Annotated in this window: 17 protein-coding genes; 8 read left to right on the top strand and 9 right to left on the bottom strand. The window is 68.0% G+C overall.

What is annotated here, in order from left to right; translation table 11 throughout:
• Positions 1–25: 25 nt before the first annotated feature.
• Positions 26–1,645 carry a protease pro-enzyme activation domain-containing protein gene (locus tag ABH941_RS36515; RefSeq protein ID WP_370134819.1) on the top strand — a complete coding sequence of 540 codons (1,620 nt, stop codon included), beginning with the start codon at positions 26–28 and terminating at the stop codon, positions 1,643–1,645.
• A 64-nt stretch (positions 1,646–1,709) separates the two neighbouring features.
• On the opposite strand, the gene ABH941_RS36510 is transcribed toward ABH941_RS36515, so the two are convergent.
• Complete coding sequence (locus ABH941_RS36510) at positions 1,710–2,282, bottom strand: hypothetical protein (protein WP_370134816.1); 573 nt, start codon at positions 2,280–2,282, stop codon at positions 1,710–1,712.
• A 491-nt stretch (positions 2,283–2,773) separates the two neighbouring features.
• Between ABH941_RS36510 and ABH941_RS36505 the strand changes: the two genes are divergently transcribed.
• From ABH941_RS36505 to ABH941_RS36495, 3 genes are read left to right on the top strand one after another with little or no spacing between them, the layout of a single operon-like run.
• The gene (locus tag ABH941_RS36505) at positions 2,774–5,944 is read left to right on the top strand and encodes a putative bifunctional diguanylate cyclase/phosphodiesterase (RefSeq protein WP_370134813.1); all 3,171 of its coding nucleotides are present in this window, start codon (positions 2,774–2,776) and stop codon (positions 5,942–5,944) included.
• A 13-nt stretch (positions 5,945–5,957) separates the two neighbouring features.
• A complete protein-coding gene (locus ABH941_RS36500; protein ID WP_370134812.1) occupies positions 5,958–7,208 on the top strand; it encodes an aminotransferase class I/II-fold pyridoxal phosphate-dependent enzyme in 1,251 nt (416 codons plus the stop codon).
• A complete protein-coding gene (locus tag ABH941_RS36495; RefSeq protein WP_370134809.1) occupies positions 7,209–9,281 on the top strand; it encodes an MFS transporter in 2,073 nt (690 codons plus the stop codon).
• Between the two features lie 47 nt (positions 9,282–9,328).
• Here ABH941_RS36495 and ABH941_RS36490 read toward each other — a convergent pair whose 3' ends face one another.
• From ABH941_RS36490 to ABH941_RS36460, 7 genes are all read right to left on the bottom strand, one after another.
• A complete protein-coding gene (locus tag ABH941_RS36490; RefSeq protein WP_370134806.1) occupies positions 9,329–9,577 on the bottom strand; it encodes a hypothetical protein in 249 nt (82 codons plus the stop codon).
• 901 nt (positions 9,578–10,478) lie between these two features.
• The gene (locus tag ABH941_RS36485) at positions 10,479–12,035 is read right to left on the bottom strand and encodes an O-antigen ligase family protein (RefSeq protein WP_370134803.1); all 1,557 of its coding nucleotides are present in this window, start codon (positions 12,033–12,035) and stop codon (positions 10,479–10,481) included.
• Between the two features lie 6 nt (positions 12,036–12,041).
• Entirely contained in the window at positions 12,042–12,956 is a 915-nt protein-coding gene (locus ABH941_RS36480; RefSeq protein ID WP_370134800.1) for a glycosyltransferase family 2 protein, read from the bottom strand.
• The gene (locus ABH941_RS36475) at positions 12,953–13,879 is read right to left on the bottom strand and encodes a glycosyltransferase family 2 protein (protein WP_370134797.1); all 927 of its coding nucleotides are present in this window, start codon (positions 13,877–13,879) and stop codon (positions 12,953–12,955) included. Before ABH941_RS36475 ends, ABH941_RS36480 begins: the two co-directional genes overlap by 4 nt.
• Positions 13,876–14,772 (bottom strand): glycosyltransferase family 2 protein, encoded by an 897-nt coding sequence (locus ABH941_RS36470; protein WP_370134795.1) that lies wholly within the window; start codon positions 14,770–14,772, stop codon positions 13,876–13,878. The genes ABH941_RS36475 and ABH941_RS36470 overlap by 4 nt, the downstream gene beginning before the upstream one ends.
• Positions 14,757–15,794 (bottom strand): glycosyltransferase, encoded by a 1,038-nt coding sequence (locus tag ABH941_RS36465; protein WP_370134792.1) that lies wholly within the window; start codon positions 15,792–15,794, stop codon positions 14,757–14,759. The genes ABH941_RS36470 and ABH941_RS36465 overlap by 16 nt, the downstream gene beginning before the upstream one ends.
• Complete coding sequence (locus ABH941_RS36460; protein ID WP_370134788.1) at positions 15,781–17,523, bottom strand: ABC transporter ATP-binding protein; 1,743 nt, start codon at positions 17,521–17,523, stop codon at positions 15,781–15,783. The genes ABH941_RS36465 and ABH941_RS36460 overlap by 14 nt, the downstream gene beginning before the upstream one ends.
• Positions 17,524–17,773: 250 nt before the next feature.
• Between ABH941_RS36460 and ABH941_RS36455 the strand changes: the two genes are divergently transcribed.
• The gene (locus ABH941_RS36455) at positions 17,774–18,592 is read left to right on the top strand and encodes a class I SAM-dependent methyltransferase (RefSeq protein ID WP_370134785.1); all 819 of its coding nucleotides are present in this window, start codon (positions 17,774–17,776) and stop codon (positions 18,590–18,592) included.
• A 98-nt stretch (positions 18,593–18,690) separates the two neighbouring features.
• On the opposite strand, the gene gmd is transcribed toward ABH941_RS36455, so the two are convergent.
• Entirely contained in the window at positions 18,691–19,749 is a 1,059-nt protein-coding gene (gene gmd, locus ABH941_RS36450) for a GDP-mannose 4,6-dehydratase (protein ID WP_370134782.1), read from the bottom strand.
• A 185-nt stretch (positions 19,750–19,934) separates the two neighbouring features.
• On the opposite strand from gmd, the gene ABH941_RS36445 reads away from it, so the two are divergent.
• The 3 genes from ABH941_RS36445 (at position 19,935) to ABH941_RS36435 (ending at position 23,905) form a co-directional block, all read left to right on the top strand.
• Positions 19,935–21,488: a polysaccharide biosynthesis tyrosine autokinase gene (locus tag ABH941_RS36445; protein ID WP_370134779.1), complete on the top strand. Its 1,554-nt coding sequence runs from the start codon at positions 19,935–19,937 to the stop codon at positions 21,486–21,488.
• Positions 21,485–22,477: a GDP-L-fucose synthase family protein gene (locus ABH941_RS36440; RefSeq protein WP_370134776.1), complete on the top strand. Its 993-nt coding sequence runs from the start codon at positions 21,485–21,487 to the stop codon at positions 22,475–22,477. Before ABH941_RS36445 ends, ABH941_RS36440 begins: the two co-directional genes overlap by 4 nt.
• Before the next feature lie 162 nt (positions 22,478–22,639).
• Complete coding sequence (locus ABH941_RS36435) at positions 22,640–23,905, top strand: UDP-glucose/GDP-mannose dehydrogenase family protein (RefSeq protein WP_370134773.1); 1,266 nt, start codon at positions 22,640–22,642, stop codon at positions 23,903–23,905.
• The last annotated feature ends 117 nt before the right edge of the window (positions 23,906–24,022 follow it).

The raw sequence follows: 24,022 nt of genomic DNA, 5'->3' as shown, positions 1-24,022 counted from the left end.
AGGAACCTTGAGGGACCATCGCAGAGTGTTCAGTCTGTTCGTGGCTCCGTTGCCGTTGCTCATCGCCGGCATGCCCATCGCACACACCGCAACAAGGCCGCCGCCCGAAGCCCGTTTCAGGCTGGCCGGTGACGCCGTGCCAGGTCTCCGCGAGACCACGCGGGTCACCGGCCGCCTGGCCTCCTCCACTCGCCTGAGGGTCGCCATCACCCTCAGACCCCGCGACGACGCGGGCCTGAACGCGTTCATCGCCCAGGTCAGCGACCCCAGTTCGAGACTGCACGGCCAGTACCTCACCAAGGACCAATTCGCCACGCGGTTCGGCCGGACCGCCCTTGAAGTCGGGCGGATAACGCGTTACCTGGACGCCCAGGGCCTGAAGGTGGACAAGGTGCACGACGGCAACCTGCTCATCGACGCCTCCGGGACTGCGGCCGACATGGAGATGGCATTCGGTACTCACCTGAACACGTGGCGGGACTCCCGGACGGGCCGGGCTTTCTACGCCAACGAGACGGCTCCGAGCCTCCCCTCGAGCCTGGGCGCCCTGGTTCTCGATGTCTCCGGTCTGAACGACCGCCTGGTGCGAGGCGTCTCCCCACGCCTGGGGCCGAAAGGTGGGCTCACCCCGGCCCAGCTCAAAGGGGGTTACGGTGTCGCTCCGCTGGCGTCCACCGGTTTGAACGGAAGCGGCCAGACGGTCGCTGTGGTGGAGTTCGACGGCTTTGAGCAGTCCAACATCACCTCGTACGACAACCATTACGGCCTTCGCCCACCCGCGCCGACCGTGCACGAGGTGGACGGCGGCTCCGGTGCACTCGGCAGTGGCCAGGTCGAAGTCGAACTCGACATCGAAGCGTTGCAGGCGATCGCGCCAAAGGCACATGTCGCTGTCTTCGAGACACCGAATACCGATGCCGGTGAGGTCGACGTCTACCAAGCGATCGTGGACAGCGGCACCCGTGTCACTTCGAGTTGCTGGGGGGCTGCGGAGACACAACGCACGGCCGGGAACATGTCCGCCCTCGACCTGGTGTTCAAGCAAGGCGCCGCCGAGGGCCTCAGCTTCTTCGCCGCGGCGGGCGACAACGGTTCCGATGACGCAGGCGACGGTGGCCTATCCGTCGACTACCCCGCCAGCGACCCCTATGTCACCGGTGTGGGCGGCACTCGGCTCAGCCTCACATCGAACAACACGTGGAGCAATGAGGTCGCCTGGCCGCTGGGCGGCGGTGGAGCCTCATCCGTCTTCGCCATCCCGACCTGGCAGGTCCCGGTACGCAAAGCGGCCGGAGGAGGCCGACGCCAGGTACCCGACGTGGCCGCGGAGGCCGACCCGGAGCCCGGCATCTCTGTCTATACGGGAGGAGCTTGGACATCGATCGGCGGCACCAGCGCTGCCACCCCCGACTGGGCCGCCCTCGCAGCCCTCTACAACCAGAGAGCACAAGCGCGAGGCAAAGCACCCCTGGGCTTCGCCAATCCGCTGATCTACAGCCTGGGCCGGGCCAGCGGTGACACCACTGACTTCCATGACATCACCCGCGGTGGCAACGGCGCCTATACAGCCACACATGGGTGGGACTTCGTCGCCGGCTGGGGATCGTACGACGCGACCCACTTCATCGCAGCCGGAATCCGGTGAAGCCCGTCGATGCCCGGTTGGTGCGCGACGACGTTAGGCGCACCAACCGGGAGATCCGGTCGACTCAACTGTCCGCGAGTGCGCCGACCTGCACGGGCTGACCGTCGAGGACACGCCCCCCGGCCTCGGCGAACTGCCGGAGAGTGAGTCGCCGGTCGCAGAACATCCGGTTCAACGCCAGCAGGTGCTCGCGAATCGACTCATTCGGCAGCGGGGCACGTGACTGTTCCGTCGAGGTGGGCCCGGTTGCCAAGCGGTCCGTGCGCGCGGCGGTACCGTCGTGGTTCATCAGAGACTCCTCTGCTCGGTGGTCCTTGGCCACGGTGTGGTCCGTGAGCTCTGCCGTGATCTGGAGGGCTGCTTTCAGCGCTCCGGGTTCGTTGAGGGTTCCCTCGCCGTCGGGAGGGAACAGCCACAGGACCCGCGAACACGCGTGCCCGGGCTGCGGGACGACTATCCATGTCTCCCGGCCGGCCAGCCGACTGCCGGTACTCACGCAGGCCGCCACCGTATTGGACGGAACGAAGAAGCCCACCTGCCCGCGGGTGAAATCGGCAAGTACCGGCCCAGGTATGCCGGTGTTGCGCAGTAGGACGCCAAACACCTGCAACCCATGCTGGAGCGGGAGAATGAGCACGTCCCAGAGGCGTCCGGCGGGCAGCAGTTCGGTCCCCAGTTCGTTCTGATTCCAGCGCCACGCCAGCGCGGTGGGACCGGGGGCTGCCGCCGACAGCCAGTCCGCAGTTCTCCTGCAACGCTGATTCATGAGACTCCTCCGGACGCCGAGCGCGGATATTGCTGTTCGTTGGTGAATGCTAGAGATTCCGCGATCGGCAGGAAGGGGTGGCGCGAGTGGCGAATCCCTCTCTCGCCGCCCACCTGCGCCGCGGCAAAACGGCCCTGGTCGTGATCCCTGAATTTCCCCACCATTCGTGCGGATTTCCTGTCGGCTGAATACAAGGGATAGGGCAGGACTGCTCGGGCGGCGGCCTATGCCGGGTCACGCCGGGCCACGCCGGCGCGAGCCTGACGTGCCGTCGCGCCACGAGTGCTCTTTACTGGATCGGGAGTGCCTCATGCCCGAAGAGGCCGCAGGGCCCCGGCGCGGCGCCATGAAGGACGGTCCCCTTGACACGATTGCGACTCCTGGCGGTCGGCTATCTGTGCTGCGTCGCCGTGTTGACAGTCTGCTACCTGCTGCGATCCGGTTGGCACATCGCGACCTGGGCCGGAATCGGTTTCGGCAGCGTGGGCGCCATCATCGCGGGGGTTCGCATTCATCGGCCGTCCCGCCGACTGCCGTGGCTGCTGCTTGCTGCCGCGAATTTCGCTTTCGCCGCGGGCGACACGAGCTACAACGTGCTGCAAAATGTGGTCGGTGAGCCGAACCCCTTCCCCTCGGTCGCGGACGCGTTCTATCTGGCCACCTATCCGCTCTTCGCAGCAGGGCTGTTCGTCTTCATCCGCTGCCGCTCGGTCGAGCGCGACTGGGGAAGTCTGCTGGACGCTCTGACCCTGACCTCGGGTCTGGCGCTGCTCTCGTGGATCTACCTGATCGAACCGAACACCCGCACCGTCGGCACGACCTGGCTGGAGAAGGCGATCTCGATTGCCTATCCGCTCGGTGATGTGCTGATGCTGGCGATGCTCGCCCGCCTGCTCACCGGCGGCAGCGCACGAACGCGTTCGGTCCAGCTGCTCACCGTCGGAACGCTCGGGATCCTCGTCTCCGATGTCCTGTACGGGCTGTACCAGGTCAACGGCACCTGGCAGGTCGGCACGCCGATGGATCTGGGCTGGGTGGTGTTCTACACCGCGTGGGGGCTCTCCGCGCTCCATCCGTCCATGGTGGGGCTGACGCAGCCGGTGCCACGTCGGCCGGCCGGGCTTCCGAGCCGACGGCTCGGCGCGCTCGCCCTGGCTTCGCTCATCGCTCCCGGCATGCTGCTCTACGAGGCCGTTCAGGGGCAGGTACGCGACGCGGGCGTGATCGCGGTGTTCTCCGGCGTCATGTTCCTGCTCGTGCTCTCCCGCCTTTCGGGCCTGGTCTCCTCCCACCAGCGGGCCATGATCCGGGAGCGGGCCCTGGGCGCCTCAGCCGCCTCACTGGTGTCGGCGGTGAGCGTGGAGGAGATCGCGGGCCTGGTACGCACGGCGGCGGCGACACTGTTCGGACCGGAGGTGAGGCACGAGGCCGTGCTCGCGCTCGGCGATGCCCAGAGCCTGCACACCGTGCACGCCGCCCCTCCCCTGCCGCCGGACTGGCGGGTGACCCGAATGGACGAATTGGGCGGCACGTGGCTGGGCGCGCTGCAGTCCGGGAAATCTCAGATCATCAGTGTCGACAGGCTCGGGGACATGCCTGAAGGGGATCGCAACGACCCTCGGACAGCTCTGCTGTTCCCGCTGATCCTCAAGGACCGGCCGGCGGGTGAGTCACTCTTCGGTGCCCTGGCCGTCGCGGGTCCCGAGGCTGACCTCAATGAGCTGCGCAGCGTGCTCGAGACGCTGGCGGCCCAGGTCGCACTGGCGCTGGAGCGCGTCAGGCTCGTCAAGGAGATCACCCGTCGAAACAGTGAGGCGTATTTCCGGACGCTCATTCACAACGCGTCGGACGTGATCCTCATCCTCGACGACGACGACACCGCCAGGTACGCAAGCCCCTCGGCCGACTCCATGTTCGGCCCCGAGGTCGGGGCGGGGGCCAGGAGATTCACCGAGCTCATCCACCCCGACGACATGCGTCGTGCCGTCCTCGCACTGGGCGAGATGCGCGAGGGGGACCGCGACCAGGACATGTTCGACGACTGGCGGGTGATTCGTCAGGACGGCAGACCCATCGAGGTCGAGGTCAGGTGCAGCAATCTGCGCCAGGATCAGAGCGTGCACGGGCTCGTGGTCACCCTGCGTGACGTGACCGAGCAGCGCAAACTGGAGCGCGAGCTCACCCATCGAGCCCTCCACGACGCACTGACCAGCCTGCCGAACCGGGTCCTGCTGATGAACCGGGTCGAGCACGCACTCGTTGCCGAGCGCCGCGACTCCACGCTGGCGAGCCTCCTGTTCGTCGACCTGGACGACTTCAAGGTCGTCAACGACACGCGGGGGCACACGGTCGGGGACGAGCTCCTCGTCGCTGCGGCGCAGCGGCTCGTGGCGACACTGCGGGCCGGCGACACAGCGGCACGGCTGGGTGGCGACGAGTTCGCGGTGCTGATCAAGGGAATCCATGAGCCGTCCGAGGCGGAGGCGATCGCCGACCATGTCGTGGATGCCCTCGCTCGGCCCTTCCACCTCAACGGCGAATCCATCAGCGTGTCGGCCAGCGTAGGGATCGCCACCGCGCTGGACAGCTCGGACGGTGAGGAACTCCTGAGCCACGCCGACCTGGCCCTGTACGCGGCCAAGGCAGCCGGCAAGCGCCAGTGGCGACGGTTCCAGCCGGTCCTGCACCAAGGCATGATGGAGCGCCACGAGCTGCGGGCCAGTCTCGAGAACGCCATCGCGGAGGAGGAGTTCACGCTGCTCTACCAGCCCATCGTGGAGTTGTCGGGCGGGACAGTGGTGGGCTTCGAGGCGTTGGCCAGGTGGCCGCACGCGCGTCTGGGCCTGGTGCTGCCGGAGCACTTCATCAGCCTCGCCGAGGAGACCGGTCACATCATGCCGCTCGGTGCATGGATCCTGGAGCGGGCCGCCGGCTGCACCGCTGCCTGGCAGCGGGCGGTACCGCAGCCGGTCCCGCTGGACATCAACGTGAACGTCTCCGCCCGCCAGTTCCGGGACTCCCGGTTCGTGGGCGAGGTGAGCCGGGTACTCCGGGAGTCCGGTCTGGCACCGGGGTCCCTCGTGCTGGAGCTCACGGAGACCGTCCTCATGCGCCAGAACGATCAGGTCCGCGCAGACATGAGGACGCTGAAGGACCTGGGAGTGAGGATCGCCATCGACGATTTCGGAACCGGCTTCTCCTCACTCGGCTACCTCCGGGACTTCCCGATCGACCTCCTGAAAATCGACAAGTCGTTCGTCGATGGGATCCTGATCGACGGGCAGCAGGTCGCGCTGGTCGAGGGCATCGTCCGCATCGCAGGCACGCTCGGCATGAAGGTGATCGCCGAAGGCATCGAGGACGCCCAGCAGCAGGCTCTACTCGCGGCCATGGGCTGCGAGTTCGGGCAGGGATTCCTGTTCTCACCACCGGTGACGGCGGAAGCGAGCGAGCGCCTCCTGCGAGAGCAGGGCAGTCCCCGCCGTCCACTCCTGACTACCAGCCTCCGACGGGCGGCCGGAGGAGGACGATAGGAGCGAGGACCCCATGACCGACACCTCCAAAGCGGCGGACGGCACGCGTCGCGATTCGCGCTGGGGCGACCTGGAACGTCTTCGGCGGTCCAGTCCCATGTGCGACGCGGTGATCGATGATGTGCGCGGCCGTCAGATCCGCTGCGGCGACCACTGGCTCACCGACTTCGCCTCGTGCAACTATCTCGGCTTCGACCTGGACCCGGAGATCATGGACGCGATCGATCCGCAGGTCCGCCGCTGGGGCACTCATCCCAGCTGGTCCCGGCTGCTGGGCAGCCCCCGGCTCTACCCGCAGATCGAGGAACGGCTGACGGAACTGCTCGGCGCGCCGGACACGCTGGTACTCCCGACCATCACTCTGATCCACTCCTCGGTGATCCCGGTGATCGTCGGCACGGGCACCGTCTTCGTCGATGCGGAAGCTCATCGGACGGTCTACGACGGGTGCTTGATGGCCCGTGGACTGGGCGCGACGGTGAAGCGGTGCCACGTCGGCGACCTGGTCGAACTCGAGCAGCTTCTGCGGGCCGCATCGGCCAACGAGTCCCGCCTGGTGTGCGTGGACGGGGTCAACAGCATGTCCGGGAACCTCGCCGATCTGCCGGCGCTGGCGCGCCTGTGCCGCAGTTACGACGCCCTGCTCTACATCGACGACGCGCACGGCTTCGGGATCGTCGGCGAACGGGGCCCGGCCGAGTCCTGCCCGTACGGATCCCGGGGCAACAGCATCGTCCGGCACTTCGGCGAGACGTATGACGGCCTCGTCCTGGTAGGCGGGTTCTCCAAGGCCTACTCCTCGCTCCTGGCCTTCATCGCCCTTCCCACCTGGTTGAAGGAGCACCTCAAAGTCGCCGCCGCCCCCTATCTGTACTCCGGGCCGTCGCCGACGGCGTCGCTCGCCACGGCGCTCGCCGGCTTCGACGTGAACGCCAGTCGAGGTGACACGATCCGGGCCGACCTGTGGCGCCGGTCAGCACGCGTCCTGGGGCATCTGGCGGCGCTCGGGATCCACACCCCGAACACCAGCGGGCTGCCCATCATCGAGATTCCCCTGGCTTCGAGCTCCGACCTCGAATCGGTCGGCTCGTTCCTGTGGGACCACGGCGTCTACGTCACCCTGGCGGCCTATCCCCTGGTGCCACGTAGCCGGGTCGGGTTCCGGATCCAGGTTACGGCCGCCAACACCGACGAGGAGATCGACCGGCTCAACGAGACGCTCTCGGCGTTGGCTGAGCGGTTCGACCTCCAGCCGCAGGCCTGAATGTCCGTCATCGACCCTTCGGGCCGCGGCCGGCGGGTTCACCTCCTCGCGCCCCTCGCCCTTCGCGACTTTCGGATCCTGTGGCTGGGCATGAGTACCTCGCTGCTCGGTGACGGCGTGCTGCTCGTCGCGCTGGCCTGGCAGGTGTACACGCTGACCGGCTCGCCGAGCGGGATGTCCCTGGTCGGAGTGGCCCTGGCGGCCCCGCAGCTTGCGCTGGTACTGCTGGGCGGTGTCGCCAGTGACCGGTTCGACCGGCGGCGGGTCATGGTCGGCAGCGATCTGGTGCGCGGGTCGTGCCTGGCCGCCCTGGCGGCGCTCGCTCTCAGCGGCACCGTACGGCTGTGGCACCTGGTCGCGGTGGCCGCGTTGTACGGGGCCGCGTCCGGATTCTTCCCCCCGGCTTTCGACGCGATCGTGCCGGGCCTCGTTCCCGCGGACCAGCTTGTCGCGGCCAACGCCCTCGACCAATTCGTCCGCCCCGCTGCGCTGCAGATCGGCGGAACTGCCCTTGGCGGGCTGCTCGTCGCGGCCGCCGGTCCAGGGTGGGCGTTTGCTTTCGACGCGCTGACCTTCGTGGTGTCCGTCAGCTGCGTGCTGTGCATCCGGCCGATGCCACCCCCTTCGGCCGAGCACGGACCCTCGCTGTGGGCGGACCTGCGCGCGGGAGTCGCATTCGTGCGCGCGAACACGTGGCTCTGGGGCACCTTCGTGTCCGCCACCTTCGCCTATCTGCTCTTCCTGGGTCCGACCGAAGTCCTCCTCCCCTATGTGGTCAAGAACCTCTTGCATGGATCGGCGGCGGAGCTCGGCCTCGTGCTGGCCGGCGGAGGTGCGAGCGCCGTCGTGGCCGCCCTGGTCGTCGGGCAGACCGGTCTGCCGCGCCGCTTCATCACGTTCATGTACGGCACGTGGACGCTCGCCACCCTCGCGGTCGCCGGCTATGGCCTCGCCACCCGTGCCTGGCAGTTGGCCCTCGCCTGTTCGGTCGTCAACGGCTTCGAGACCGCCGGTATCATCGCCTGGGCCAGTGCCAAGCAGCGGCTGGTACCGAACCGGGTGCTCGGCCGGGTCTCCAGCGTCGACTGGTTCGTCTCGATCTCGCTCGTACCCCTGTCCTACGCCCTCACCGCGCCGGTCGCCCAGGCTGTCGGCGCCCGCCGGACGCTCATCGGTGCCGGCGTTCTCGGAGCCCTGGCCACCCTGCCCTTTCTCTTCCTGCCGGGCATGCGCGAAGTGGAACGCGACCGCAGTCCCCGTCGCGCAGCCGACACCGTCGACCGCCCGGCCGATCCGGAGGCAAGGAGAAACCGCATGACCCATTCCCCGAAAGATCCACCCGTCCCGAGGCGCAATGACGACGCGGACTGGGACCGCTGGCCGGTTCAGGACTACCTCGCCGAGAACTACCGCGAGCTCCACCCCTGCGATGCCGACGTCATTCGGCACCATTCGGCGTTCTACCGGCAGTTGGCTCCCGGGAGTATCAACCGGTCGCTGGAGTTCGGGGCCGGCCCGAATCTCTACCCCCTCATGCTCCCTGCCGCTGCCAGTCGCCGGATCCACGCCGTCGAGTCGAGTGCTGCCAACATCGCCTACCTGACCGGCCAGCTGACCGACGGCCCCGACGAGAGCTGGCAGGCGTTCTACACCCTGTGCCGTGACCTCGACCCGGCGCTGCCGCCGACCCTGACCGAGGCACTGTCCCGCGTACGGATCGAGCACGCGGACGTCCGGGACCTGCCCGAAGGGACGTACGATCTCGCGTCGATGCATTTCGTGGCCGAAAGCATCACCGAGGATTTCGAGGAGTTCGCGTCGATCTGCCGCACCTTCATCCACTCCGTACGGCCCGGTGGACTGCTCGTCGCAGCATTCATGGAGAACATGCCGCGCTACCGACTGGGTGACGGACCGTTTTGGCCTGGTTGCCCCGTCGACGGAGACGCGGTCCGCAGCGTGTTCCGGCCGTACAGCGCCTACCTCGACGTCAGCCGCCTCGATTCCGACCCGACTCTGCCCGACTACGGTGATACCGGCATCGTGCTTCTGGAGGCGGTACGGAACTCCTGACGGTGGGTGCCGGGCATGGTGCGGTCACGGCAGCGGCCCTGTGGTCCTCAATCCGGCCGGACGCCCCAGGTGTGGGCTCCGCCTCCGATCCACTGCACGCTCCCGGGTGCCTCGATGTCGAGGTCCTCCAGGCCGACACGGCGGCAGAACTCGACGACGTCCCTCAGCGCGTACGCCTGGCCGACCTGGGTGCCCAGGATGTCGACGCGGCGATACGGCGGGGCGGTGTCCTCGACGGGGTGCACCACGACGTGCGCGTGATGGTGGTGGTTGTGTGGATTGGTGGTCTCGCTCATGACATCAGCGTCCCGGCCGCCGGCCAGATCGGCATCCCGAGGCAGACAGTCGTGGGCGACAGAGGGTCTGGTCGGATACGGAGTATTGCATACTACACCCTTTGTTTGATCCGCTGGGCCCGGTTCCCAATAGAGGGACCTCTCTTTGTAGCTGGCGCGCGGCGTCGGGTTGGATGGTTAGCGTTCGGGGGCCTGATGAAGTGTCAAGGCTTGTACCAGGAAGGCGAACCGTGAGGAAGCGGAAGAAGAGCTCGAGCCGGAACGTCAAGAGTGCGGTCCACCAGAGGAAGGCACAGAACAGCCGTGCGCAGGCCGTCGCAATACCAGCAGCCCTGCGTCTTGATGAGTTCGGTGGCGAACACGAGGAAAACGTCTGGGACGATTTCCTTCGTGTGTACCCCACCCCGGCGGCTGCGGTGGAGGCCGCGACGGCCGGGCGTCAGGTCGAGGTCCAGAGCGACAACGGCAGTCACGTCCATCATCGGGCGGTGTGCGTCGACGCCGCGGGCCCCTTCGTCCAGGACACCTATTACGTCCCGCTCCACGTGCAACAACTCTTGGTGACCGTGCTACTGAACAACCCCGAGGCGCAGGGGATGGCCGACGTACTACGAGATCTGCTGTGGGAACTCCTGCCCGTGGCGGCGAGAGGTGACCATATCGAGGCAATCCAGGAGCCGTCGAAGGGCACGTTGCCGCGTTTCGGGTACCGGATCACCGTTCCCGCCGGAGACCTGGAGGGATGGGGTGACCTGAGGGGACGTCTGGAAGACCTCTCCAGGCCCTTGCTCGACGCGATCGAGGGGTTCTCATATGCCGACACCGAGGCTGACGAGCTGTTTCGGGCGAGCGGGTTCGCCGTTGTTCGATGCCAGTTGTGCGGGATCTACCTGACAAATCGTCATCCTGTGTGGCCAGGGGTGTGGATCACTCTCGACACGGAGTTCGGGCCCGTCTGCCTGCGCGGAGACGAAGCCGATCCGCTGTTCAACGGGGACAAGCTGGTCGGACTTCCTGTCTCCTCTCCGCATGTGCCGGTCTGACCCGGGACCGGCTGACGCGGTGCTGCGGCCCACGTGGCTCCGTCACCAGCGGGGCAGCTGTCGTCCGCACGTACGACTGCGGGTTCGGCACCCTGCGCCGCCAGGAGCATCAGGAGCGGTGGAAGGATCGGCAGAACGAACGTGAGATTCGTGAAGCGCAGCGGGTTCTCCGTGGCATAGAGCGCGGTCAGAGTGACCAGCACGGGCAGGGCGACACGTCTGCCGGCGACCGAACGGCAGGTGTTCGACAGCGCCCGCGTCGTGAACCACACAAGCGCCAGCAGCCCGAGTGTGCCGAGTTCGGCGGCGGTGTGCAGGAGTTGGTTGTGCGCGTAGCCGACCGCTTGGGCGGGGTCATGGGATTCGTAGAAGGCACCGGGGCCGGTGCCGAGGAGGGGATACCTGCGCCACAGCTCGACGGCCCTGAGCCAGTACCCGGTGCGGCCGTTCAAGGTTCCTTCTGCGGGTGCGCCGCTTCCGAGGAAGAGTATCGCCAGTCCGGCGGCAGCTGCCGCCAAGGCCGCCCGTCGCGTCCATCGGCTGTTCACCCTCGGCTGTTCGGCGCCCAGGCCCGGTGCCGACTCGTAGAACAGGCCGCCGACCACGAGTGCGAACAACGCCGTCCGCGATGCGCTGAGAAGCAGGCAGGCGAGTGCAGGGGCAGTCCACGCCAGCCGGAGGCTCAGCCTACGGACGTGGCTCCACTCGAGGAGAACGGCGAAGGCGGCCAGCCATCCGAGCGGGTTCGGCTGCGGCATCAGGCCCTGGAGCCGTGGAGCCCCGACCCGCCAGCCGCCGGGCCAGAGCTGGTAGGGGGCGAAGGCCCACGACGGGCTCAGTACGGCGAGGACGAGTGAACCCCAGATCAGTACGCGCAGCAGGACGCGCGCCTGCTGCGCTGGACCTGTTCCGGCGACGGGCAGGCACGCCAGCGCGGTGAACGTGGCCCATGCGGCCCACGCTTGGGCGTTGGCGCCGCTCCACGCGCCGAAGCCGGCCGACATGGCCCAGGCGCAGGCGAAGGGCAGCGCCGTCGCCGCGGCCGACCGCGTGATCCGGCTACCGCCCTGTGCGAGTCGCTCGCCTGCACACGCGATACCGCAGGCCACTGCGACCAGCGGGATGCCCATGACCAGGAGCCGCGACGCCTGGACCAGGAGATGGGCGTGGGGGAGGCTGCTCAACGGCCCGGGGACACCGTTTCGTCCGCTCTGGGTCTCGGTGATCACGGCCGCGAGAGCGGCAGACGTGAGCAGGACACCTCCCAACCACGATGACGGCGGTCGCGCGCCCCTGGGGAACGACCGGCGACGTGAGAGAGCGACCGCGACGACGGCTGCGGTGCCGGTGAGGAAGGCCAGCGGTGGAAACCAGCCCCAGGCCAGTTGGACGGCGGCGGGAAGACTCGTGGGCATGGCCGGCTATGCCCCGGCCCTGGCGCGGCGGGCGCAGGCAGCTCCGAGGATCCGGCCGTGCATCGCGGCGCGCCACTTCCTGAATGAACTGCGGCCTCGCAGGGCGGCGGCGGCTCCGAGCAGCAGTCCGGGTGATTGCCGACTGCCCGCGAGCACCCACCAGGTGAGCGGTCGCAGCCGCCGGCCTGCGGGGTACTCCGCTCCGACGATCGCGGTCATGGAGTAGCCCAGGTCGCGTGCGACCCGCTCGCGGTCGCAGCGAGTCAGTTCGCGAGGTGCGGGGTGGTGTTCCACCCTGATGTCGGAGTCGTAGACGACGCGGTGGCCCTGGCGTCGTACGGCCAGTGCCATCCGCCATTCGATGGCCGGCGCCATGCCGATCATGGGATAGCGGTCGAGGTCGATGAGCGCGCGGCGCACCGCCATGTTGCTGCCGGGCAGGAAGTCGACCTCCTCGACCCGGCTGCGCGCAGGGATCTCATGCAGTCGGGTCCGCAGTTTGGTGCGGCCTGTGACCTGTGTGATGGAGCTCCCCTCGAAGAATCCGTTGCTGGTCCGGGTGTCCCGGAAGTTGAGGATCGGGCCGCCGATCGCCCCGATCGAGGGGTCATGCGTCAGTCGCCGGCGCAGGGCGTCGAGCCAGCCTTCCATCGGAATCGCGTCGTCGTCGAGAAACGCGACCGTCTCGCTCCGTGCGGCCGCGATCCCGGACGCGTAGGCCGGCCATACACCGGGTTCGGCGACGGGAACCAGGTGTGTGTCGTGCCACGCCTTCTGAGCCGCCACCTGGGTTTCGTAGTCGCCGAGGCGGTAGACGACCAGGAGTTCGTCCCCGTCGGCGAGTTGCGGACCGACGGCGGCCAGACACCGGCGGAGGTCCTGGGGCCGCCGGTGGCTGGGGACGAGGACGGTGATGGTCATCGCAGTGGCTCCTGCCGCAGCACGGCGATGGCTCCGGTGACCAGGCCGGTGAGGCGCTCGCGGTAGTCGCCGGAGTCGGTGAGGGCGTGTCGGCCTACGGACAGCGCAGTACCCATGGAGCTCCACCAGTAGGCCGCGGTAGCGCTGCGGGTGCCGAACACGGCTTTCACGACGGCGTGCCGGTTGCGCATCCATCGGTGGTAGTGCAGACGCATGTCGGCGCGGCCTTCATGGGCGAGTAGGTGTTCGAGGCGGGCCTGCGGATCGACGACCAGGGCGTGGGAGCGCCCGATCCTGGCGGAGAATTCGACATCGTCGTAGAGGGCTCCGCCTGGCATGTCGTCCCGGAAGCGGTGACGGTCGAAGACGGAGGTGCGCCACAGTGAGCATCCGAACAGCCAGTCGACGAGTACGGGGTCCTGTGTGTCGCTGGGTACGGGCAGGTTCACTCCCGAGCGCAGCAGTCGCCCGGCTTTGTCGCCGTCGAGTGCGAACAGACGCAGGAAGATGCGTCGTCGCGTGCTCAGTTGCGGGTGCATCCAGCCCGACACTCCGGATGCGCCCGCGATGGCTCCCACGGTGTCCGATTCCAGGAGGGCGACCAGGCGTCGCAGGTAGTCGGGGGCCGGGCGCACGTCGTCGTCGAGGAACAGGACGTACGGCGGGTCGCCGACGCGTCGGACGGCGTCCACGCCGAGGTTGCGCTGTGCGGGGGCGGAGGCGATCCGGGTATGGACGTACTCCGTCGGGATGGTTGTCTGTGCGATGGCCTCTCGTGTCGCGGAGGCGGTCTGGTCGTCGCTTGAGTCGACCACGGTGATCCGGGCGGGCCGGAAGTACTGCTTCTCCAGTGATGCCAGGAGGCCGGGCAGGTAGGAGGCGCGGTTGCGGGTGGGCACCACGACGGCGACGGAACCACTCATACGGGCGTCCCCTTGATGATGTCGCCCACTGCGGCGAGGTGTGCGAAGGCGTGGCGGGCAAGTCCGCGGGAGCGGTGGCGCCCGGCTTTGGTCAGCGAGATGAGTACCTCGCCTGCGATCGCGTAGAGCACGGCGGTGCGCGAGACCTGGCCGACGCGGTCGGCGGCGAGCCGCCAGCGGCTGCGGATGACGCGGCGCATGACCGTTGCCTGATCCTCGCGGTTGATCGGTGACTGTCGGTGTTCCAGGACGGCCAGTGGTGTCCATACCAGCTCGGCCCGCGCGGCCACTCGGGCGGAGAAGTCCACGTCTTCTCCTACGCCGTTGCCGGAGCGGCTCTCGTCGAAGCGCAGGCCGGTGATCGAGCGGCAGCGGTACGACATGGAGCACCCGGAGAGCCAGCCCACCCGCCGCGGCCGGTCTCCGGTGAAGCTCAGTACGTTGACGCCGGAGCGCAGGAGGACACCCTGGTTGCGGCTGTTGAGCAGGAAGATGCGGCGAAGCCGGTTCGGCAGGTGCTCGGGGAGGTTGCAGATGCGCCCGCCCGCGCCGCCGGCTTGCGGGTGGTCCTCGAAGGCGGCGAGGATCCCGTGCAGGTAGGCCGGATCGAGGATGGCGTCGTCGTCGACGAAGTGGACGACGTCGGTCGACTCGTCCAGGTGGTCGAGCGCCGCGTTGCGCTGAAGGGTCAGCCCGGGGGCGGAGTGGAAGAAGTCGACGGCCAGGCCGCTTGTGCGAGCGAAGGTTTCGGTGACGTGCTTGGTTGCGTCCGTGTCGCTGCTGTCCACGACGATGACGCGGTCGGGGCTGCGGGTCTGGGTGGCGACGGATTCCAGGCAGCGGAGGGTGTCGTCCGGCCTGTTCCTGGTGCAGACGACTAGTTCATGACGCATGCCGCACCATCCGAACTCCTTTGCATTCCACGGATGTTGGCAGCTGCGAGCAGGCGGCTCATCCGGCTCTCATAGGTGTGTTCCTGTTCGGCCCGCTGTAGCCCGGACCGGCCGATCCGGCGGGCTCGCTCGGGGTCGTCCAGGAGTGCTTTCACGACGCGGACGCACTCGGCGGGCGTCTGGAAGGCGGCCATTTGCTCGCCTACGTCGAAGTAGGAGGGCAGCTGCGGGTCGAACTCGGTGACCACGCAGGTGCCGGTTCCGGCCAGTTCGAAGGGGCGGGCCTTCAGCTGGGTGCGGCCTGCGCGGTGCTGCACCGTCGAGTCAGCGAAGTTCAAGCTGATCAGCGACCGTGCGGGCACGGTACTCAGTTCGCGGGTGCTGGCGCGGCCTTCGGGCCAGCCGCGCCCGCGCACGTGCACGCTGACACCGGCCTGCCGCAGCGCGGCGATGTGGCGCTCGCGGTGCGGGCGGCGAGCGCCCACGAAGCTCACGGCGTGGATGCGTGCCTCGTCGGTGGGTCGGAATCTGTCCGGGTCGTAGCCCCACTGGGTGAGGATCGGACGTACGCCGGGGAGCCCGAGGTAGCGGACGTAGGCGGTGCGGTCGGTGGTGGCGACGAAGTCGAAGTGCGGGGCGATGTGACGCGAGAAGGGCTCGAACCGCCAGTGGTCGTCGCACATCCACGCCACTGTGGTGGTGCTGGAGCCACGCAGTTCTCCCAGCAGGCGCCAGTCGATCTGGTTCTCGAAGGGTACGCAGAACAGGAAGTCGGGTTCCTCGCGGCGCACCCAGGACACCAGGTCCGAGTTCATCTGGAAGTAGCCGTTGGCGCGCAGCAGCCGGTCGATCGGCCAGAGGGTGACCCTGTCGAAGAATCGGCGGAGCACCGGCAGGAATGTCTCGTACTCGAAGCTCGGTCCGGCGGTGGCATCCCCGTAGTCGTCGGCGAGTGCCAGCAGCACCGCGTGGCGCGACCCGCGTCGGGGGGCGCGGTCTGCGCTTGCGTCATACGGCGGCACGGGTGCCTCCCAGGATCTCTTCAGGACTGCCGGTCATCGTGATCCGGCCCTCGTGGACCACGATGACCTCGTCGGCGCGGCGCGCGGCCTCATGGCGGTGGGTGACGAACAGCGTGATCCGGTCCGCCGATGCGAGGATCACCTCGTCGAGGAGGCGGGCTTCGGTGTCGGGGTCGAGCGCGCCGGTGGCTTCGTCGAGGATGAGTACGGGACGGTTGGCGAACAGGGCCCGCGCCACTCCGAGCCGTTGGCGCTGCCCGCCCGAGAGCGCTCCGCCGTGCTGGCCCACCGAGGTTTCGAGGCCGTGGCGGAGGGTCGCGACGAACGCCGAGAGCTGCGCGGCGTCCAGTGCCGCGTGCACTGATTCCTGGTCGCCGCCTGTGTCCGGCCACAGGATGTTGTGGCCGATGGTGTTGTGGAAGACCACTGGCTCCTGCGGAACGAAGGCGATCCGGTTCTGCCATTGATGGACGCTGTACTCGTCGAGAGGTACACCGTCGACCAGGATGTTGCCCTGGTCGGGGCGGATGAGGCCGGTCACCACGTCGAGGAGGGTCGACTTGCCGCTGCCGGTCTCGCCGATGACGGCGTAGGTCCGGCCGCAGCGCAAGTGCACCGACGCGTTGTGCAGAGCGCTCTCGGCTCGGCCGGGGACCTGGACGGTGACGTCCCGCAGTTCGATGGAGCGGATCGCCTCGGGGACTGCCCGTCGCCCGTCGCGTCGGTCGGATGTCTCGGCGATCCATTCGCGGCGGCTGGACCATCTGTCCCACCAGATGGTCTGGGCTCTGGCGGTGAGGAGTTGGCCCTGGGCCGCCTGGATCTTGGGCATGGTTCGGTAGAAGACCGCGACGAACAGCAGCGCGGTGGCGAAGTCGCGGCCGCGGAGGATCGCGGTGAGCAGCACGCCTGCGAGGAAGAGGGCTCCGATGGACTCGACGGCGCCTCGGGTGACGAGCGGGGTCGAGATGTTGCGCAGTTGGAGTCGGCGGACTCGTTCGGTTCCTTGCGAGAGCTGCTTCTGCCAGCGGTGCGTCGTCCCGCTGGAGCGGAAGTACTTCAGGCCGTGGAGGAGTGTGGTCACTTCCTCGTTGAGGTCCGCGATCTCGTGCCCGAATCGTTGCTGGCAGCGGGTGGCGACACGGGTGGCACGTCGGTAGATCCATACCGAGGCGGCTACCACGATCACCGCGCCGACGGTGAGAGTGCCGCCGAGCACGCCTGCCGTGACGGCGAAGACCAGTGCCACGGTGAGGGCTGATACTCCGGTGAGGAGGGCGGAGGCGCCATTGGCCACCTGGGTCGCCTCGGACATCAGGGCGGAGACGAGGTCTCCGGAGCGCAGCGACGCGAACTGGCGCCAGTCGATCCGGAGAAGTCCGTCCAGGAGCTCGATGCGCAGCTTCCGCTCCAGACAACCGCTGAGGCGCGCGATGAGGACCTCGGCGCCGACTCGCAGGACCACGGCGAAGACGGTGCAGAGGAAGAACAGCGGGACGTAGAGGGCGCCGCCGGAACTGGCATGGGCCACACCGCGCTGCAGCAGGGGAACCAGCGAGGCCAGCCCCAGCGCTTCTGCGGCGCCGGCGGCGACCGATACCGACACCGCCGTGTATGCGGCTCCCCGGTGCCCTGCCAGGACCTGACGGTAGGTCTGGATCGCCCGGTGCCCGCCGCTCCTGCCGAGCGCGCCCAGAACGGTACTGCCTGCCTGTTCGGCCACCGTCACGACGGCACCTGCAGGTCGGGACTGCCGACACAGGTTCGAGCAGTCGAAGGCGACATCGGTACGGCTCCTTCCGTCGGGCGGCGGAGGCGGTAGGGACCGCTGTCGCTGCACCCGGTACGTCCGATTTCAGATCATAACTGACTATCCATCATGTATCCGTCTAATCCGTGCATATCGGCCACCCGCAGTGACGACACGCGGGCACGCCGACACACCGCAGAGCCACTGTTCGATCACCTAACGTGGCCCCATGAAAGGGATCAAGAGGAAGCTTCGCGGAGCCGTCGAGGGCGGCCCCAATACGCTGCGTTCAGTCTTCATCGCCCAGGAATCACGGCGGCGCAGTCTCTTCGAACAGTCCGTCGCTCAACTCGGCGCGGGCACGGGCAACAGGACCAACCGCGACCAGTGGCTGGCCAAGGCTCTTGCCGATGTCCGCACGGGCAGCCGCATCCTGGACGCCGGCGCCGGAGAGCTGCAGTACGAGCCGCTGTGCCGGCATCTGGACTACGTCAGCCAGGACTTCGCGCAGTACGACGGAACCGGTGACGCGACGGGCCTCCAGACCGAGGCATGGGACAGCTCACGGCTGGACATCGTCTGCGACATCACCGCCATCCCCGAGCCGGACGCGTCCTTCGACGCGGTGCTGTGCGTCGAGGTGCTGGAGCACGTGCCCAGGCCTATCGATGCACTCCAGGAGTTCGCACGACTTCTGCGGCCGGGCGGAGAGCTCATCGTGACCACACCGGTCTCCTCGCTGACGCATTTCGCGCCGTACTACTTCTACAACGGCTACAGCCGGTACTTCTACCAGACCCATCTGCCCGCGCTGGGTCTCGAGGTCATCGAGATCAGCGCGAACGGGGACTACTTCCAGTTCGTGGCCCAGGAGGTCGTGCGCGCCGACGAGGTCGCGCGACGCTACACACCGCGGCGCACCAGCAGCCGGCTGGACGACTGGGTGACCCTGGCACTGCTCAGACGCCTTCGGGCCTTGTCCGCGGCGGACACCGGCTCGCACGAGTTGCTCGCGCACGGCCTGCACGTCCGGGCGCGCAAGACCTGACTGCCGCCGCCGGCCGCCTGCCGGAGGGACCGCCGGGCGGAGGCGTCAACGCGCCATCTGCGCCACGGAGTTGAGCTCTTCGAGGCCCGATGGACCGGCTAGAGGGCAACGGTCAGCCCTGGTGTCGGCGACAGTGGGCGCGTGACCGACGCCGGTTCCGCGGCGGCATGCGGCAGGAGCGCGGCGACTTCGGCATCGACCATCAGTCGTGCCAGCTGCGGTGCCAGTACCTGGGGCCGCCACCCCAGAAGGCGCTCGGCCTTGGACCCGTCGCCGACGAGGTTGTCGACCTCGGAGGGCCTCAGGTATCGCGCGTCGAATCGTACGTGGTCCCGCCAGTCCAGGCCGACATGCGCGAAGCACTGTTCGACGAAGTCCTGGACGCTGTAGCTGGAGCCGGTTGCCACGACGTAGTCGTCCGGAGAATCCTGCTGCAGCATCCGCCACATGGCTTCCACGTACTCGGCCGCGTAGCCCCAGTCCCTGCGGGCCTCGAGATTGCCGAGGTACACCACGTCCTGCAGACCGGCCTTGATCCGGGCAGCAGCAACGGCCGCCTTTCGGGTGACAAAGGTGAGGCCACGGCGCGGGGACTCATGGTTGAACAGGATGCCGTTGACGGCGTACAGGCCGTACGCCTCCCGATAGTTGCGCGTCGCCCAGTAGGCGTACACCTTGGCCACGCCGTAGGGCGAGCGCGGGTGGAACGGCGTGGCCTCGTGCTGCGGCGGCGGAGTCGCGCCGAACATCTCCGAACTGGACGCCTGGTAGAAGCGGCAGGGAAGGCCCATGACCCGGATCACCTCCAGGAGCCGGGTCGTCCCGAGTCCGGTGGTGTTTCCGGTGAACTCGGGCTCGTCGAACGACACTCGCACATGCGACTGAGCGGCCAGGTGGTACACCTCGTCCGGGCGCACCTGCTCCAGCAGGTTGGCCATCCGGGTTCCGTCCGTCAGGTCCCCGTGGTGCAGGAAGAGGCGCGCCTGTGGATCGTGCGGGTCCTGGTAGAGGTGGTCGATGCGGTGCGTGTTGAAGGTGGAGGCGCGACGCACGATTCCGTGTACGTGGTACCCCTTCTCCAGCAGCAACTCCGCGAGATAGGAGCCGTCCTGACCGGTGATGCCCGTAATCAGCGCCGTTCTGTTCGTCACACGCATTCCTGTTCGTATCTGAGCGCTCGGTGGCGGGAGCGGCGGACAGGCAGGCGCCCGACTCCCGCCACACCGTCAGCCTACGGAACGTTCGGGATATGTTGTTGCATTTCGTGGCGACACGAGGTCTTTGCCCCGTTAGGGCATATGTTGAGGCTTCCATCGTTCGTGGTCGGAAAGGGACGGACACCTTGGATCTGCGCGCCTACCTACGGGTCCTCGCTCGCCGCTGGCGTGCCATCACCGCGCTTGCCCTGCTGGGGACCTTCCTCGGCGCCTGCGCCACGTACACCGCTACCGCGGAGTACCAGGCCACTGCCACGCTCTTCGTGTCCCTGCAGGCCGGGGCCGACACCGCGGCGATGAACCAGGGAAACAGCTTCGCTCAGGCACGGGTGCGCTCCTACGCGGCGGTTGCGGCAAGCCCCCAGGTCACCGGCCCGGTCGTGCAGTCCCTGGGGCTCGACATGACACCGGCGCAGCTGAGCGGCAGGATCACCGCCGAGGTGCCCCTCGACACAGTTCTCCTGCACGTCAGCGTCACTGACACCCAGCCAAGGCGAGCCGCTCGGATCGCCAACGCCGTGGCGGCCCGCTTCGCCGAGGTGATCTCCGATCTGGAGCGCCCCTCCACGGCCCGCCAGTCCCCCGTACGGTTGAGCATCACCGCGCCGGCCACTCCCCCGGATGCCCCCTTCTCACCCCACACCACCCTCAACCTGGCGCTCGGGCTCGTAGCCGGATTGGCTCTGGGCATCGGCCTCTCCGTACTCCTGGAATCGCTCGACACCTCGGTGCGCAACTCTCAGGCCCTGTCCGAGTTCCTGGCCGGGATCGCTGGACCAGCGGTGCTCTGCAGCATCGCCTACGACCCGCAGGCCCCGCGCAGTCCGCTGGCGACACGCGAGGACTTGCACGGTCGCCGGGCCGAAGGCTTCCGCCGGCTGCGCACCAACCTGCACTTCGCCAACGTCGACCGGCAGACGAAGGTCATCGCGGTGACCAGCGCGCTGCCCGACGAGGGGAAGACGAGTGTCGCCGTCAACCTCGCCGCCGCGCTGGCGGAATCCGGCGCCTCGGTGTGCCTGGTCGACGCAGACCTGCGGCGCCCTTCCATCGCCGGCACCCTGGGCCTGGTCCGCGACGCGGGCTTGACCACCGTACTGATCGGCATCGCCAAGATCCACGAAGTCCTGCAAGGCACCCCGTCCTTCGCTGTGCTGACCAGCGGCGCAGTACCGCCCAATCCGACCGAGCTGCTCAGCACCGAACAACTGCGCGCCACCCTGCGAGCCCTGGCCGAGGAATTCGACCACGTTGTCGTCGATACGGGCCCCGTGCTCCCGGTCGCGGACGCTTCGGTCATCGCTCCCGCTGTCGACGGATACCTGCTGGTGGTGCGCGCTCAGCGGACCACCCGCAGCCAGGTCACCGACGCGATTCGCTCCCTTGACCGTGTCGGCACGCCCCTGCTGGGCGTCGTTCTCAACAGGGCGCCGATCAAGGGGGAAGGGGGCACCTACGGCTACGCGTACGAATACCAGCCCGAGCACACCGCGGCGACACCCATCTCCAGGCTGTTGGGCCGAGGACGCGGCAGCCGCGTGCGGCCCAGCGGGCCCCTCGCGCCGGCCCCCACCGGTCCCCCTCCGCGCCACGCGGCCGCCGGCGAGGCGACCATCATCGCCCCCTCCCTCGACAGGCAGCCGCATCCGGCTGCGGCCGAACGGAGTTCGACCCGTTGAGTACCACGACCGCAGGCAAGCCGCAGACTGATCACCGCCCCTTGGACCGCTCGGCGCGCGTGTACGTGGCCGGGGCACACGGCATGGTCGGGTCTGCAATCTGGCGCCACCTGGTGCAGGAGGGCTTCACCGACCTCATCGGTCCCAGCTCTGCGGCTCTCGATCTGCGCGATCGGGGCGCCGTGTTCGACTGGTTCGCGGCGACACGACCTCAGGTGGTGATCCTGAGTGCAGCGCGTGTGGGCGGCATCAAGGCAAACGCCTCCCGTCCTGCCGAGTTCCTGTCCGACAACCTGCGTATCCAGGTCAACGTGCTGGACGCGGCCCGCCGGCAGGGGATCACCCGACTGCTCTTCCTGGGCTCCAGCTGCATCTACCCCAAGCACGCGACCCAGCCCATCCGCGAGGACGCCCTGCTGACCGGCCCGCTGGAGCCGACCAACGATGCCTACGCCATCGCCAAAATCGCCGGAATCCTGCAGGTGCAGGCGGTCCGCCGACAGGACGCCCTGCCATGGATCAGCGCCATGCCGACCAACCTCTACGGACCCGGTGACAACTTTCACCCCGAGAACTCCCATGTCCTGCCCTCCCTGATCCGGCGCTTCCACCAGGCCAGAGAGGCAGGTGAGGCACTCGTGCGCAACTGGGGCACCGGGACACCGCGCCGCGAGTTCCTCCACGTCGACGACCTGGCGCGAGCGTGCCTGCTCCTGCTCGAACGCTACGACGGCGACATGCCCGTCAACGTGGGCACCGGAACCGACCTGACCATCCAGGAAGCCGCCGCCCTGGTCGCAGAGGTCGTCGACTACGCGGGCGCCGTGGCATGGGATACGAACGAGCTCGACGGCACCCCGCGCAAGCTCCTGGACATCTCACGGATCCAGGACCTGGGCTGGGCCCCACAGATCAAGCTCAAGGAGGGGATCTCCCAGACCTACGCCTGGTACCTGGAGCACCTCGCAGCGGGCACCGTGCGGATCTGAGCGCCAGTGCTCCACAGGTCGCGTACGCAGCCGACTCTGACTCTCCCGGCTCCCCGGCCCAACCCACCCCTGGAACCGGATCCACCGCCCTGCGGAAGGACAAAGCTAGTGAAACTCACCGTCATTGGTTGCGGGTACCTCGGTGCGACCCACGCTGCGTGCATGGCCGAACTCGGCCACCAAGTGCTGGGCATGGACAGCGACGTCGACAAGGTCCATGCCCTGAACTCCGCGAGGGCCCCGTTCTTCGAACAGGGTCTGGACGACCTGCTGGCCAAGCACACCGCGACCGGCCGACTCCGCTTCACGGCCTCCTACGCCGAAGCGGCAGACTTCGGCGACACCCACTTTCTCGCCGTGGGAACACCCCAGCTGCACGGTGAGCAGGCCTACGACCTCTCACACCTGTTCAACGCCGTAACCCAGTTGGCGCCCTGCTTGAACCGGCCCGCCCTGATCGTCGGAAAGTCCACCGTTCCAGTCGGTACCGCCGCCCGCATCACCGATCTCCTCCATGCGACCGCCCCCGCAGGCCAGGCGGTCCGTGTCGCCTGGAATCCTGAGTTCCTGCGCGAGTCCTTCGCCATCAGGGACACGCTGAACCCTGACCGCATCGTTGTCGGCCTCCACCCGAGCGGGGGTGCCGACGAGACATTGCTGCGGACCATCTACGCAGCGCTCCTCGATCGTGGGACTCCTTTCATCGTCACCGACCTGGTCACCTCAGAGCTGGTGAAAACCGCAGCGAACGCCTTCCTAGCCACGAAGATCTCGTTCATCAACGCCATGGCCGAGGTCTGCGAAGCCGCCGGCGCCAATGTCCATCAACTCGCCTTCGCACTGTCCCACGACGTGCGGATCGGGCCGGCGGGCATGCAGCCCGGCCTCGGGTTCGGCGGCGGCTGCCTGCCAAAGGACATCCGCGGGTTCATGGTGCGCGCCGGCGAACTCGGAGCCGGCCAGGCCCTGTCCTTCCTGCGCGAGGTCGACGCGATCAATACCCGCAGGCGGTCCCGCATGGTCGACCTGGCCCGCGAGCAGTGCGGAGGAACCCTCAAGGGCAAGCGCATCGCCGTCTGGGGTGCTGCCTTCAAGCCGAACACCGACGACGTCCGCGACTCTCCCGCCTTGGCCGTAGCCCAGACGCTCCACCAGATGGGCGCCAACGTCACCGTCTACGACCCCATGGCCCTGGACAACGCCCGCAAGCTGTACCCCCAACTGGACTACGCCAACGATGCCACCGCTGCTGTGGAAGGGGCAGCGCTACTACTGCACCTCACCGAGTGGCCGGAATTCTCGCAACTTGATCCTCACCATCTGAGCGGTCGTGTCGCCTCCCCCCAGGTCATCGACGGGCGCGGAACCCTTGACCCCGTCCACTGGCGAGAGGCGGGCTGGACCTACCGGTCTCTGGGCCACTCCTGACATCAGCTGGACTTGATCTTGACAGTCTCCAGCAGGTGGGCGTCCATCAACACTTCAGGGTGGCCCGGCCGGGCCACCCTGAACGATCCCCGCAAGAACGCAGTGTCGATTCCGCAG

The organism is Streptacidiphilus sp. EB103A (assembly GCF_041261405.1).
Classification (GTDB): domain Bacteria; phylum Actinomycetota; class Actinomycetes; order Streptomycetales; family Streptomycetaceae; genus Streptacidiphilus.
This window is presented reverse-complemented; position numbering and strand designations above follow the sequence as displayed.

Bases quoted from the DNA above. Each gene is read 5' to 3' on its own strand.
- ABH941_RS36490 (WP_370134806.1), bottom strand. From the start codon at position 9,577: ATGAGCGAGACCACCAATCCACACAACCACCACCATCACGCGCACGTC.
- ABH941_RS36475 (WP_370134797.1), bottom strand. From the start codon at position 13,879: ATGAGTGGTTCCGTCGCCGTCGTGGTGCCCACCCGCAACCGCGCCTCC.
- ABH941_RS36485 (WP_370134803.1), bottom strand. From the start codon at position 12,035: ATGCCCACGAGTCTTCCCGCCGCCGTCCAACTGGCCTGGGGCTGGTTT.
- gmd (WP_370134782.1), bottom strand. From the start codon at position 19,749: ATGCGTGTGACGAACAGAACGGCGCTGATTACGGGCATCACCGGTCAG.
- ABH941_RS36435 (WP_370134773.1), top strand. From the start codon at position 22,640: ATGGCCGAACTCGGCCACCAAGTGCTGGGCATGGACAGCGACGTCGAC.
- ABH941_RS36470 (WP_370134795.1), bottom strand. From the start codon at position 14,772: ATGCGTCATGAACTAGTCGTCTGCACCAGGAACAGGCCGGACGACACC.
- ABH941_RS36455 (WP_370134785.1), top strand. From the start codon at position 17,774: ATGAAAGGGATCAAGAGGAAGCTTCGCGGAGCCGTCGAGGGCGGCCCC.
- ABH941_RS36500 (WP_370134812.1), top strand. From the start codon at position 5,958: ATGACCGACACCTCCAAAGCGGCGGACGGCACGCGTCGCGATTCGCGC.
- ABH941_RS36495 (WP_370134809.1), top strand. From the start codon at position 7,209: ATGTCCGTCATCGACCCTTCGGGCCGCGGCCGGCGGGTTCACCTCCTC.
- ABH941_RS36480 (WP_370134800.1), bottom strand. From the start codon at position 12,956: ATGACCATCACCGTCCTCGTCCCCAGCCACCGGCGGCCCCAGGACCTC.